Origin of the sequence: Micromonospora sp. HK10, from assembly GCF_000982955.1 — a bacterium.
Classification (GTDB): Bacteria; Actinomycetota; Actinomycetes; order Mycobacteriales; family Micromonosporaceae; genus Micromonospora.
Genome location: NZ_KQ058659.1, coordinates 1 through 11,829 on the forward strand (window position 1 = coordinate 1; position 11,829 = coordinate 11,829).

The window sequence follows — 11,829 nt, forward strand, 5'->3', positions numbered from 1 at the left end:
CCGGGAGCAGCGCGGCGGGCCGCCGGCCGGCCCGGACGGGCCGCAGCGGCGCGTTGGCCGGGCCCCGCGCGGCGAGTCCCGCCGCGCGGGGTGAGTCACTCCGGCCCGGTGAAGCCGAACTGGACCACGCCCTCCTCGTCGACGACCGCGTCGACGGAGGTGTCGTTGAGCAGTTCGGCGGCGTCCGGGTCGAGGAAGATCCGGGCGCCCTGGTTGTCGACCACCTGGTCGCCCTGGGTGGGCTCCGGGACCAGCTCGATGGAGAGCGAGCCGGCGTCGGTGTCGGCGGCGATCCGCAGCCCGCCCGCCTCGCCGACGTCCTCCTGGTTGGCGAGGTCGCGGATCACCAGAATCGCGTTCTCGGTCATGGTCAGCATGGCGGAACTCCTCATGGCTGGGTTGGATTCGCGGCCGGTTCGTCGCCGCGCGGCCGGGTACGCACCCGGGAAGGCGAATCGGTCTTCGCCGCGCAAACCAGGGCAGGTCGAAAGCCCTTCACGGCCTACGTTGCCCCCTGCCCGGGCATCCGTCAAATAGAGCCGGATCAGTTGACACCGTTGGCCGGCGCGGCCGACCACGAATGGCTGACCAGCGGTTTGCCCGGCCCCGAGGCGGGTAATCGGAGCGGTTCGGAAATAAGTTTTCATCGTTGGCTCTTCTCCGGCAGAAAGCGCCGTGGCAGCATCGACGCATGCATCGTCGTCTCTCCATCGGGGCACTGACGGTGCTGGCCCTGGTCGCCACCGCGACCACCGCCGGCGCCACCACCGCCACCGCCGAAGCGCCCACCCCCGCGCAGACCCGGCTGCACGCGACCATCGACGCCGTCCTGGCCGACTCCCGGCTGGCCGGGGCCCAGGCGGGCGTGGTGGTCGTGGACACCCGCACCGGCCAGACCCTCTACGACCGCAACGGCGACCGGCGGCTCGTTCCCGCCTCGAACACCAAGCTGCTCACCTCGACCGCGGCGATGGAGTTGCTCGGCCCCGGCCACCGCTTCACCACCGACGTCGCCAGCGACGGCGTACGCCGGGCCGGGCTGCTCGCCGGCAACCTGTACCTGCGCGGCGGCGGCGACCCGACGATGCTCGCCGAGGACTACGACCGGCTGGCCGCCCAGGTCGCCGCCGAGGGCGTCCGGGTGGTCACCGGCAACCTGGTCGCCGACGACACCCGCTACGACCGGACCCGGCTGGGCCCGGACTGGACCTGGGACGACGAGTCCTACTACTACGCGGCTCAGGTGTCCGCGCTGACCGTCGCCCCGGACACCGACTACGACGCCGGCACCGTGATCGTGCACGCCGCACCGGCCGGCCAGGCCGGCGCCCGGCCGGCGATCACCATGACCCCGGCCAACGGCTGGCTGCGCATCGACAACCGGGCCGAGACCGTCGCCACCGGCGAGACGACCATCTCCTTCGAACGCGAGCACGGCGGCAACACCATCGTGGTGACCGGGCAGATCGCCGTCGGCGAGGACCCCGCCAGCGACTGGATGACCGTGTGGGAGCCGACCGGGTACGCCGCCGACATCTTCCGGTCGGCGCTGCAGCGGCACGGCGTACGGGTCCTCGGCCGGACCGTGCTCGGCCGGTCCACCCCCGACGCCGCGAAGATCGTCACCCGGCACGACTCGATGCCACTCTCCGAGCTGCTGGTGCCCTTCCTGAAGCTGTCCAACAACGGCCACGCCGAGGTGCTCACCAAGGAACTCGGCCGGGTGCTCTCCGGCTCCGGCACCTGGGACGCCGGGCTCACCGCGATCGGCGAGTACGTCGGTGACTCCGGAGTGGACACCGGCACGCTGCGCCAGCGCGACGGTTCGGGGCTGTCCCGGCGCAACATGATCCCGCCGGCCCAGTTCGTCACGCTGCTGTCGGCCGTCCGCGCCGAACCCTGGTTCGACACCTGGTACGCCGCCCTGCCGGTGGCCGGCAACCCGGAACGGTTCGTCGGCGGGACGCTGCGCAGCCGGATGCGGGGCACCCCGGCAGCGGACAACGTGCACGCCAAGACCGGCAGCCTGACCGGCGCGTCCAGCCTCTCCGGCTACGTCACCGACGCGGACGGGCACCTGCTGGCCTTCTCCGTCGTGCTCAACAACTACCTGACCTCGTCGGTCAAGGGCCTGGAGGATCAGATCGCCATCGCGCTCGCGTCGTACAGCGAGAAGGGCACGAGCACGGCGCGGCTGGCCGTGCCGGCGGCGCCGGAGTCGCCGCGGGTCCCCGAGGGCCTGGAGTGCGCGTGGGTGAAGCCGATCCTCTGCTGAGCGGCGGCGGGCCCCGGTCGGGAGGGGGGATCGGGGCCCGGCGCGCCGCGCCGGCTCAGGCGCCCGGCCGGGTCGGGCCCGGCACGGCGGCCGGGTCACCCCGCTCGATCAGCGCGTCGATCTCGGCCGGCGGCAGGCCACGCAGCGCCAGTACCCGGCGACCCCAACGGTGCAGCCGGCACGGGTGCGGGCTGGCGTCGTTGCGGCAGATCGTCCCGCCGGACCAGCGGCGCGGCGCGTGCACGACCACCGCGCGCACCGCGAACTGGGCGTCCTCGCCGGTCACGTACGGCGGCAGCGGGATCTCCCGCAGCACGTCGCCGGAGGGGTCACCCACGCCGGACGGGGCGACGGGACGGGCGACGGGCGCACTGCTGCTCATCGGTCGAGCCTCCACAGGGGATGGTCGGACGGGAACATCGGAACCGTAGAACGCCCCACGACGGCCGCGACGGACAAACTGTCCCGACGGTTCAGACCCGGTCCAGCACCACCACCGGAATCTCCCGGTCGGTCTTCGTCTGGTACTCGTCGTACGCCGGCCAGACGGCGGTCATGGTCCGCCACATCCGGGGCTTCTCCTCCGCGGTCGCGGTGCGGGCCCGGACGGTGAACGTCTCCGCGCCGACCTGCACCTCAGCCAACGGATCGGCGAGCAGGTTCAGATACCAGGCGGGGTGCCGGGGCGCGCCGCCCTGGGAGGCCACCACCAGGTAGGCGTCACCGTCCCGGCCGTAGATCAGCGCGGTGCGCCGCAGCTTCCCGGAGCGCCGGCCCCGGGTGGTCAGCAGCAGGGTGAAGACGCCGGGCCGCCACTCGTGCCCCTCGGCGCCGTCGGTCGCGACGTACCGCCGGATGTGGTCGGCGACCCAACCCTGCGGGCTGTCCAGCACCTGTTCGCTCGCCGTCATCGGCACTCCCTCCGGATCCTCCGATCCTGGCCACGCTACCCCCGGGGCGGCCAGAGCACCGGGCGAACCTCGTCTCAGCGCAGCGCGACCGCCTGGAGGCTGACGTTGCCGCAGTCCCCCAGCGCCTGCTCCACCGTCCAGTTGAGCAGCAGCTTCGCGCCCCGCGCGGCCCGGAACCGGACGGTGAACTCGGCGGTGCGGGCGGTGTGCGGGTCCGCCAACCGCAGGGTTCTGGTCGGGCCGCCGGAGGAGAGCCGCACGTCGAGGCGGGCCTGGGCCATCCAGAGCCCGGCGAAGAGGCGTACGGTCCGCTGCTGCCCGTCACCGGCCACCGAGAGGCTGAAGCCGTGGCCCGCGCCGCAGGTGTAGACCCCGGCCTGGGTGCCGCGCGCCGCGCCGACCGGACTGCCGTCCTGCCAGGCGTACTCCTCCGGGTTGTTCCGGTAGGCGACCCGGCGGCCCCGGCCGCCCTCGTCGCGGATCTCCCGGGAGCCCCGGCGCTTGTGCACCGGCGCGCCCGAGTCGAGCAGCCCCCAGTGGACCCAGTCGGTCGGGCCGGCCGCGGTCAGATCGACCAGGGCCGGCACGTCGGCCTGGCTGACCGCCAGGCTCGGCGCGGGACGGGCGGTGGACGGTGCGGGGTCGGGTGAGGGTGACGGCGACGCCGACGGGGTGCGCTGCCGGGGGTGCAGCCCCGGGGTCACCGCCGCGTCCTCGATCCCGGGTCCGCCCGGGGACGGCAGGACCGGCCGGCCACTGGGCGCGGCGGGCAGCACGCTCTGCTCCCGACGTGGCGTGGGATGCTGCTCGGTGCCGAGGTAGCTGACCACGGCGGCGAGGCAGGCGACGGCGACCGCCGCCTCCAGCAGCCAGCGGCGGCGTTGCCGGCTCCGGATCACGCGACGCAGTGCCGATCGCGTCCGCGCATACCGGTGCGACGCCAGGCCGCCCGCCGGACGGTGGTCTTCCCGACCCACGTGACCTCCCGCTCCCGCCCGGCCCCGACCGCCGGGACGAGCAGGGCGCGACCGCGCCTCACGATTCCACGATGGCCCGCGGTGCGCCATATGTCGGCGGAAGGAAGTTTCGCCCTTCGTGGCGACACCGTACCGTCGCCGGCATTTCGGCACCTCCCCGCACCCTCACGGCACCTCATGCCGCACGTCGGCGCCTCCCCGCGCCACGCCGGCACCGATTGCGGCGTGTCGGGGCCTCCCCGCACCCTGGCGGCACCGCATACCGCACGCCAGCACCGAATGCCGCACGTCGGCGCCTCCCCACGCCACCACGGCACCGATTGCGGCGTGTCGGGGCCTCCCCACGCCACCACGGCACCGATTGCGGCATATCGGCGCCTCCCCGCACCCTGCCGGCACCGCATCGCCGCACGCCGGCACCGAATGCCGCACGTCGGGGCCTCACACCGCCACCAGGGCACCGATTGCGGCAGGTCGGGGCGTTCAGCTGACGGCCAACGCCTCCATGGTCACCCCGTCGTTCTCGCTGCCGACCACCGTCAATGCCCGCCAGGTGACCAGCAGTTGGGCCCCGCGCGGGGCACGGAACTGGATGACGTACTGGAAGAACCGGTCCCCGGCGGCCAGCGGCACCTCGCGGACCGCGGGGTCGCCGCCGGTGGAGAGCCGGACGTCGAGGCGGGCACCCGCCGAGAAGGCGCCGACGAAGAGCCGGACCGTCCGCAGGTCGTTGCTGGCGGCCACGGCCACCGCGAAACTCTTCCCGGCGCCGCGCTGGAAGACCCCGGACCGGGTCCCGTCCTGCCGGGCCGCCGGGGTGCCGTCGGTCCAGGCGAATCCGGAGCCGCTGGCGGCGTGCTCCAGCCGCGCCCCGCCCGGGTCGCGGATCTCCCCGGTGCCGACCTGCTTGCGCTGCACGCTGTCGCCACCGCTGCCACCCCAGTGGATCCAGTCCCGCGCCCCGAGCACGGTCAGGTCCACCAGCGTGGGGACCCGTTCCTGGCCGACGCTGAGCAGGGGCCCGCCGGGCAGGGCGGGATTCCCGGTGACCGCCACGACGGTGGGCGGTGGCGCCACCGGGTCCGACGCCGACGCGCCGCCGCCCGGCACTACCGCCGACACCGCGGGCGCGCGGCCGGCGCCCTGCTCCCGCACGACGTATCCGGTGGTCAGCACCAGCACGACCAACCCGGCGACGCCCAGCAGCACCCGGCGGCGCCGGCGCCGGGCCCGGCCCACGCCGACGCGGGTGACCGGGCCGTCCGGTGCGGCCCCGACGGCCACCCGGACCTTGGCGGCGGCCGGGCCGACCAGCTCGGCGAACCGGCCCGTGGCGCTCTCCCGGGAGGAGTGCCGGACCGGCTCGACCGGGCGGGGCCTGGCGGGCGCGGCGGCGTCCGGCTCCGCCCCGGCCGCCGGGCCCGTACCCCGGGCACCGGCCGACCCGGGCACGGGCCCGGCGGCGGTTCCCGGCCCCAGAGCAGACGCCGGCCGGGGACCGTGCGGTGCCGGCCCGGAATCGTGCGGTGCCGGCCCGGGACCGTGCGACGCCGGCCCGGGACCGTGCGACGCCGGCCCGGGACCGGGCGACGCCGGCCCGGGACCGGGCGACGCCGGCCCGGAATCGTGCGGTGCCGGCCCGGGACCGGGCGACGCCGGCCCGGGAGCGTGCGACGCCGGCCCGGAATGGTGCGGTGCCGGCCCGGAATCGTGGGGTGCCGGCCCGGGGCGGTGCGGTGCCGGACCGGGCGTGCGTGGGGCCGGGTCGTCCGGGGTCGGGTCGTCCGGGTCGCCGGGTAGCCGGCGTGGCCCGCCGGCCGGGTGCGGCGCCGGTCGCGGCTGGGCCGGTACGGCCGGCAGCCACCGCCCGACCCGGATACCGGTCTGCGTGAGCTCCTCCTCAGCCACCGACCCCTCCCTCGGCGTCGCGGTCGCGCCGGGGACCGCCGCAGGGAGGATGACACACCTGCCGATCTCCGAGAAGCCGTCGACGTGAGGCATTTTCCCGACAGCGCGGCCGGCTCACCGCCGCCGGCGCCGCACCAACCCCCGGTCGGGATGCCAGCTCTCGATCACCAGATGGTCCGGCGGATCGCCGACCCGGGTCAGCACCACCTCGGTCACCTCGATCCGGAACCGGTGCGAGCCGTCCTCTCCCGGCGGCTCCTCATGCGCCCGACCGGCGATCTTCGCGTCGCCCGCCCAGGCCGCCGGATCCGCCTCGGGGGCGTCCTCGGTCGGGCAGTGCAGCGCCACCCGGGGATCCCGGAGCAGATCGTGGGCCTTACGGGCGCCGGCCATGCTGCCCAGCCGGAGCTGCCCGTCGTCGCCGAAGTCGAACTCGGTGCCGCTGATTCGGGGCGAGCCGTCCCGCCGCAGGGTCGCCATCGTGCCGTGCTTGCGCACCGCGAAGCGGGCCCGGACGCGGGCCGCGAAGTCGGGTTCGGACGCCACCAGGTCGGACCACCAAGCCATGCCGGTGAGCATGGCAGGAAAACCTGACAGGGTACGTCGCCTTTCCGGACCGGGTCAGCGGAGCTCGAAGCCCAACGTCTGGGCCAGCACGATCGCCTGCTCCGCGTCGATGATCGCGCCGGCCCGCTGCACCGTCGTCGGGTCCAGCGCGGTCAGGTCGCTGCCGCGCAGGTCGGCCCGGACCAGCTTGGCCGCGTGCAGCTGGGCGCCGGAGAGGTCGACGCCGGTAACGGTCGCCCCGGTCAGGTCCGCCCCGGTCAGGTCGACCTCGCGCATGCGTACGTCGGTGAACCGCACCCCGCGCAGGTCGGCGCCGGCGAGGCCGACGAAGGACCAGTCGCCACCGTCGACCCGCAGCGGGCGCAGGTCGCACTGGTCGAAACTGCTGCCGAGCAGCTTGCAGCCGGTGAACTCGGCCTCGAAGAGGTTGCACCGCTTGAAGGTGCAGCGGCTGAAGGCCGAGTCGGTGTGCCGGGAGGCGTTGAAGGCCACGTTGCCGAAGACGCAGTCGGTGAAGACCGCACCCTGGCTGACCGCCTCGGTGAGGTCGACGTGGAAGAACTCGCAGCGCACGAAGTGCCGGTCGGCCAGCTCCTCGGCGTACCAGTCCTGCTGGCGGTAGGTGACGTCCTCGACGGGCTCCGGCATGCGGACCAGATTAGTGGGGGCCGCCGACACTTCCCGGTACGCCTACCGGACGGTAGGTTCGGCGGCGTGAGCGTCGCGGTGAGCACCGACCCGGACCGTATCGGCTTCGACCCCGCGCGGCTGGCGCGGATCGACGAGCACTTCGCCCGGTACGTCGACGACGACCAGCTGGCCGGCTGGCAGATCGTGGTGACCCGGCGGGGCGAGATCGCCCACTCCTCGACGTACGGGCTGCGGGACCGGGAGGCCGGGGCGCCGGTCGAGGCGGACACCCTCTGGCGGATCTACTCGATGACCAAGCCGATCACCTCGGTCGCCGCCATGATGCTCTGGGAGGAGGGCCGGTTCGAGCTGACCGACCCGATCAGCCGCTGGCTGCCGGAGTTCGCCGACGTCCGGGTCTACGACCGGGGCTCGGTGCTCAAGCCGTACACGGTGCCGGCGGTCGAGCCGATCCGGGTCTGGCACCTGCTCACCCACACCGCCGGCCTGACGTACGGCTTCGCCCAGGTCTCGGTGGTCGACGGCCTCTACCGCAAGGCGGGCTTCGACCTCGGCGTGCCGCCGGGCGCCGACCTGGCGGCGGCCTCGGCGGCTCTGGCCGGGCTGCCGCTGCTCTTCCAGCCGGGCAGCAGCTGGAACTACGGCGTCTCCACCGACGTGCTCGGCCGGCTCGTGGAGGTCGTCTCCGGGCAGTCGCTGGACGCCTTCTTCGCCGAGCGGATCCTGCGCCCGCTCGGCATGACCGACACCCGCTGGTGGGTCGACGAGCCGGACGCCAAGCGGCTGGCCGCCCTCTACGCCCCGCACCCGGCCACCGGCCGGGCCGTCCGCGTTGACGCCATCGGCCGGGCCGCGCTGGCCGAGCCGAGCTGGTTCTCCGGCGGCGGCGGGCTGGTCTCCACGGCCGCCGACTACCACCGGTTCACCCAGTTCCTGCTGCGCGGCGGCGAGCTCGACGGGGTGCGCCTGCTCGGCCCGCGGACGGTGCGCTTCATGGCCCGCAACCACCTGCCCGGCGACCGGGACCTGGCGTCCTTCTCCCCGGAGGGCTTCGCCGAGACGGTCCTCGACGGCATCGGCTTCGGCCTCGGCTTCGCCGTGGTGCTCGACCCGGTGCCGGCCCGGGTGCCCAGCAGCGTGGGCCAGTACTACTGGGGCGGCATGGCCAGCACCGCGTTCTGGGTGGATCCGGTGGAGGAGGTCACCGCGCTGCTCTTCACCCAGCTGATGCCCTCCAGCACGTACCCGCTCCGCTCCCAGCTGCGCCAGCTGGTCTACTCCGCGCTGGTCGACTGAGCCGCGCCCGGGATCGCCGTTACGGCACCGGGCGGGCGGCCCGCTCCCTAGCCTGAGGGGCGAGGCACGTCGGGCGGGGGGTGGTCAGCCATGAGCAACATCGTCGTGTTCGGCGCCGGCGGCACCGCGGGGTCGCGGATCGCCGCCGAGGCGGTCCAGCGCGGGCACCGGGTCACGGCGGCGGTCCGCCGCCCGGAGGCGACCAGCTACCTGCCGGCCGGGGTACGGACGGTGACCGGCGACGCCACCTCGGAGCGCAGCGTGCGGGAGCTGGCCGGCGAGGCCGACGTGTTCGTGGTGGCCATCGGCGGCGGCGAGCGGGAGCTGTGGCGCGACGCCGCCCGCACGCTCGTGGGGACGCTCCGCGAGCTGCCCGACCCGCCCCGGGTGATCCACGTGGGCGGCGGGGCCACCCTGCTGACCCCGCAGGGCACCCGGTACCTGGACGAGCCGGACTTCCCTCCGGAGTACCGGGACTCGGCCGAGGGGCAGGCCGACGCGCTGGAGTTCTACCGCTCCGCCGCCGACGGGGTGACCTGGACCTACGTCTCCCCGCCGCCGCTGGAGTTCCACCCCGGCGAGCGCACCGGCCACTACCGCACCGGCACCGACCACCCGGTGACGGACGCGCAGGGCCGGTCGGTGCTCACCTACGAGGACCTGGCGGTGGCGATCGTCGACGAGATCGAGGAACCGCGGTTCCGCGACGCGCGGTTCACCGCGGCGTACTGATCTCAGTCGGCCAGCCGGGCGGGGAAGCCGCCGGTGGCGATCGGGCCCCAGCCGTCGATGGTGACCCGGATCAGGGACTTGCCCTGCCGCACCATGGCCGCCCGGTACTCGTTCCAGTCCGGGTGCTCGCCGGAGATGCTGCGGAAGTAGTCCACCAGCGGCTCCAGTGCCTCGGGCAGGTCGAGCACCTCGGCGGTGCCGTCGACCTGCACCCACGGCCCGTTCCAGTCGTCGGAGAGCACGCAGGCGGAGACCCGGGGGTCGCGGCGGATGTTGGCCGCCTTGGCCCGCTCCGGGTAGGTGGAGATGACCAGGCGGCCCTCGGCGTCGACGCCGCAGGAGACCGGGGAGGACTGCGGGCGGCCGTCGGAGCGGGTGGTGATCAGGATGACCCGGTGTCGGGGGCGGAGGAAGTCGATCAGGGCGGCCCGGTCGACCCGGGTGTTGGTCGCGATGCTGCGTGCCATGCCCTCGGTTCTACCAGGCTCCGGTGCCGGCGGCCGGGCCGGTGTCAGCGGGGGCGCTCGGCGACCCGGCGGGCGGTGGGCTGGGCGGGCACCCGGGTCGGCACGGAGGGCCGCCAGGCACGGCCGTTGGCGTAGATCACCCGGAAGCCCAGGTACGCCGCGAGCGGCGCCCAGTGCGCCGAGCCCATCCGCAGCTCGGCGGCGTTGTGCCGCTGGCCGTTGGCCAGCACGTCGAGCAGCACCGTCTCGAAGGCGGCCGACTCGACCCAGTCCACGTCGCGGGTGAAACCGCAGATCAGCGCCGCGCCGGTGACGTCGAGGAAGTCCCGCAGCGCGGCGTCGGAGGCGCGCAGCACCGAGCAGCTGCCGAAGTAGAGCCGGCGCCCCTCGCAGCGCCCGGCCATCCGTTCGGCGACGTCCGCCAGCTCGACGGAGTCCCAGTCGGTGAGGCAGAGCCGGCTCGGCTCGCCGTGCATGGCGAAGAAGCCGACCCGGTAGTCGGCGTACTGCTTGAGCAGCCAGCGGTCGAGGAAGTAGAACAGCTCGTCGCGGGTGGCCGCGTCCTTGTGGATGAAGCGGATCTTGCCCAGCCGTTCGAGCAGTTCGAGGGTGGGCAGGACGGAGCCGCGCTCGTTGAGGTCCCGGTGCCACTGCCCCTCGACACAGAACACGCCGCCACGCGCCAACGCCCACCTCCCCGCCCGCGAAGGTCGCCCGGGAGCCCGTGCCGGCCCCGGAGGCAGACGTTACCGGGCGGGTGGCGCGAGGTGACGTGACCCTCCGGGTGGCCGTCGGCCGGGTTCCGTCACGGCCGCGAGGTTATGGGCCGGTCGGGCCGGAAGCGAGCCGGCTGGCCGTTTCGCAATGACGGCAATTCACAGCTAATGCTCAGCCAACGGCGAATGTGAGAACAATTTGCGCTATTGCCCGCGAAGTATCCGGGAGGCTGTCACGGTGGATGGGACGGGACTACTCGTACGAAGTCTCGTCGCCAACCCCAATTCGCTCCGACCAGGAGGACTTCTGTGCGCGTCAACACCCTGAAGCGGGCGGCCGTCGCGTTCGCGCTGGCCCTGCCCGGGGCCGCGATCGCTACCGTCGTCGCCGCGCCGGCGGCCCATGCCGACGGCTGCTACACCTGGACCCGCAACCTCTACCAGGGGCGCTCCGGCGAAGACGTCCGGCAACTCCAGATCCGGGTGGCCGGCTGGGCCGCCTACGGTGCCATCGTCCGGATCGACGGCCGGTACGGCCCCGAGACGGCCGGTGCGGTCAAGCGCTTCCAGTCCGCGTACGGGCTGCGCGCCGACGGCGTCGCGGGTCCGCAGACCTTCGCCAAGATCTACAACCTGCAGGACAACGACTGCACGCCGAAGCACTTCAGCTACACCGAGCTGGACAACGGCTGCGGCAAGGGCGGGTGGAGCGGGGGCCCGCTCTCGTCCAGCGCCACTCGGGAGAACGCGCTACGCACCATGTGGAAGCTGGAGGCGCTGCGCCGCGGCCTCGGCGACAAACCGCTCTACGTCACCAGCGGCTTCCGCAACATCGCCTGCAACAAGCAGGTCGGCGGCGCGTCGGACAGCCAGCACCTCTACGGCACCGCGGCCGACGTGAAGTCCGGCACCTCGTCCCTGTGCCGGGTCGCCCGGACCGCCCGCACCCACGGCTTCAGCGGGATCTTCGGCCCCGGGTACCCGGACCACGACGACCACGTCCACGTGGACTCCCGGCGGGAGAACAACAGCGACCGGACCAGCAACTCGCGGAGCTGGTCCGCCCCGGACTGCGAGGTCGGCTGACCGGAGGCCGACGGCGGCCCGGCGCAGGGGGTGGGGGCTCCCTGCGCCGGGCCGCCGCCGGTGCACCCCGGGCGTACCGCCCGTGCCCGGCGGTCCGCGCCGCGCCGGAGCGGCGCCGTGACCGGCGAGCGGGTCAGCTCGCCCGGGGCCAGCGCGGCCGGGTGGCGGGGGGTGCCACCGACCGACCGGCACCGCCGGGCCGGAGCGCGGGCCGCGCCGCAGGTGCGGTGACCCGGCCGGCCG

The 11,829-nt window shown here is 74.4% G+C and carries 13 protein-coding genes; 4 read left to right on the forward strand and 9 right to left on the reverse strand.

The features are described 5' to 3' along the window. Positions 1–95: 95 nt before the first annotated feature. Complete coding sequence (locus tag LQ51_RS01650) at positions 96–377, reverse strand: HesB/IscA family protein (RefSeq protein WP_046562824.1); 282 nt, start codon at positions 375–377, stop codon at positions 96–98. 314 nt (positions 378–691) lie between these two features. On the opposite strand from LQ51_RS01650, the gene dacB reads away from it, so the two are divergent. Continuing rightward, the gene (gene dacB / locus LQ51_RS01655) at positions 692–2,275 is read left to right on the forward strand and encodes a D-alanyl-D-alanine carboxypeptidase/D-alanyl-D-alanine endopeptidase (protein WP_046562825.1); all 1,584 of its coding nucleotides are present in this window, start codon (positions 692–694) and stop codon (positions 2,273–2,275) included. 55 nt (positions 2,276–2,330) lie between these two features. On the opposite strand, the gene LQ51_RS01660 is transcribed toward dacB, so the two are convergent. The 6 genes from LQ51_RS01660 to LQ51_RS01685 all read right to left on the reverse strand — a co-directional run bounded on the left by LQ51_RS01660 (position 2,331) and on the right by LQ51_RS01685 (position 7,286). Further along, positions 2,331–2,657: a hypothetical protein gene (locus LQ51_RS01660; RefSeq protein WP_046562826.1), complete on the reverse strand. Its 327-nt coding sequence runs from the start codon at positions 2,655–2,657 to the stop codon at positions 2,331–2,333. Positions 2,658–2,748: 91 nt separating this feature from the next. Beyond that, the gene (locus LQ51_RS01665) at positions 2,749–3,186 is read right to left on the reverse strand and encodes a nitroreductase family deazaflavin-dependent oxidoreductase (RefSeq protein ID WP_046562827.1); all 438 of its coding nucleotides are present in this window, start codon (positions 3,184–3,186) and stop codon (positions 2,749–2,751) included. Between the two features lie 74 nt (positions 3,187–3,260). Beyond that, positions 3,261–4,085, reverse strand: coding sequence for a hypothetical protein (locus tag LQ51_RS01670; RefSeq protein ID WP_231605187.1), 825 nt, complete (start codon positions 4,083–4,085; stop codon positions 3,261–3,263). Positions 4,086–4,646: 561 nt separating this feature from the next. After that, positions 4,647–5,615 carry a hypothetical protein gene (locus tag LQ51_RS01675; RefSeq protein WP_052744722.1) on the reverse strand — a complete coding sequence of 323 codons (969 nt, stop codon included), beginning with the start codon at positions 5,613–5,615 and terminating at the stop codon, positions 4,647–4,649. Positions 5,616–6,185: 570 nt separating this feature from the next. Beyond that, positions 6,186–6,638 carry a pyridoxamine 5'-phosphate oxidase family protein gene (locus LQ51_RS01680; RefSeq protein ID WP_046562837.1) on the reverse strand — a complete coding sequence of 151 codons (453 nt, stop codon included), beginning with the start codon at positions 6,636–6,638 and terminating at the stop codon, positions 6,186–6,188. 54 nt (positions 6,639–6,692) lie between these two features. Beyond that, positions 6,693–7,286 carry a pentapeptide repeat-containing protein gene (locus LQ51_RS01685; protein ID WP_046562829.1) on the reverse strand — a complete coding sequence of 198 codons (594 nt, stop codon included), beginning with the start codon at positions 7,284–7,286 and terminating at the stop codon, positions 6,693–6,695. 66 nt (positions 7,287–7,352) lie between these two features. Between LQ51_RS01685 and LQ51_RS01690 the strand changes: the two genes are divergently transcribed. Next, positions 7,353–8,585 (forward strand): serine hydrolase domain-containing protein, encoded by a 1,233-nt coding sequence (locus tag LQ51_RS01690; protein ID WP_046562830.1) that lies wholly within the window; start codon positions 7,353–7,355, stop codon positions 8,583–8,585. Between the two features lie 90 nt (positions 8,586–8,675). Further along, positions 8,676–9,317: an NAD(P)-dependent oxidoreductase gene (locus LQ51_RS01695; RefSeq protein WP_046562831.1), complete on the forward strand. Its 642-nt coding sequence runs from the start codon at positions 8,676–8,678 to the stop codon at positions 9,315–9,317. A gap of 2 nt (positions 9,318–9,319) precedes the next feature. Here LQ51_RS01695 and LQ51_RS01700 read toward each other — a convergent pair whose 3' ends face one another. Both LQ51_RS01700 and LQ51_RS01705 read right to left on the reverse strand, forming a co-directional pair. Continuing rightward, entirely contained in the window at positions 9,320–9,784 is a 465-nt protein-coding gene (locus LQ51_RS01700) for a PPOX class F420-dependent oxidoreductase (RefSeq protein ID WP_046562832.1), read from the reverse strand. A 44-nt stretch (positions 9,785–9,828) separates the two neighbouring features. Further along, positions 9,829–10,470 carry a DUF6642 family protein gene (locus tag LQ51_RS01705; RefSeq protein WP_046562833.1) on the reverse strand — a complete coding sequence of 214 codons (642 nt, stop codon included), beginning with the start codon at positions 10,468–10,470 and terminating at the stop codon, positions 9,829–9,831. 339 nt (positions 10,471–10,809) lie between these two features. Here LQ51_RS01705 and LQ51_RS01710 point away from each other — a divergent pair, with 339 nt between their 5' ends. Continuing rightward, positions 10,810–11,586: a D-Ala-D-Ala carboxypeptidase family metallohydrolase gene (locus tag LQ51_RS01710; protein ID WP_046562834.1), complete on the forward strand. Its 777-nt coding sequence runs from the start codon at positions 10,810–10,812 to the stop codon at positions 11,584–11,586. Positions 11,587–11,829 lie beyond the last annotated feature (243 nt).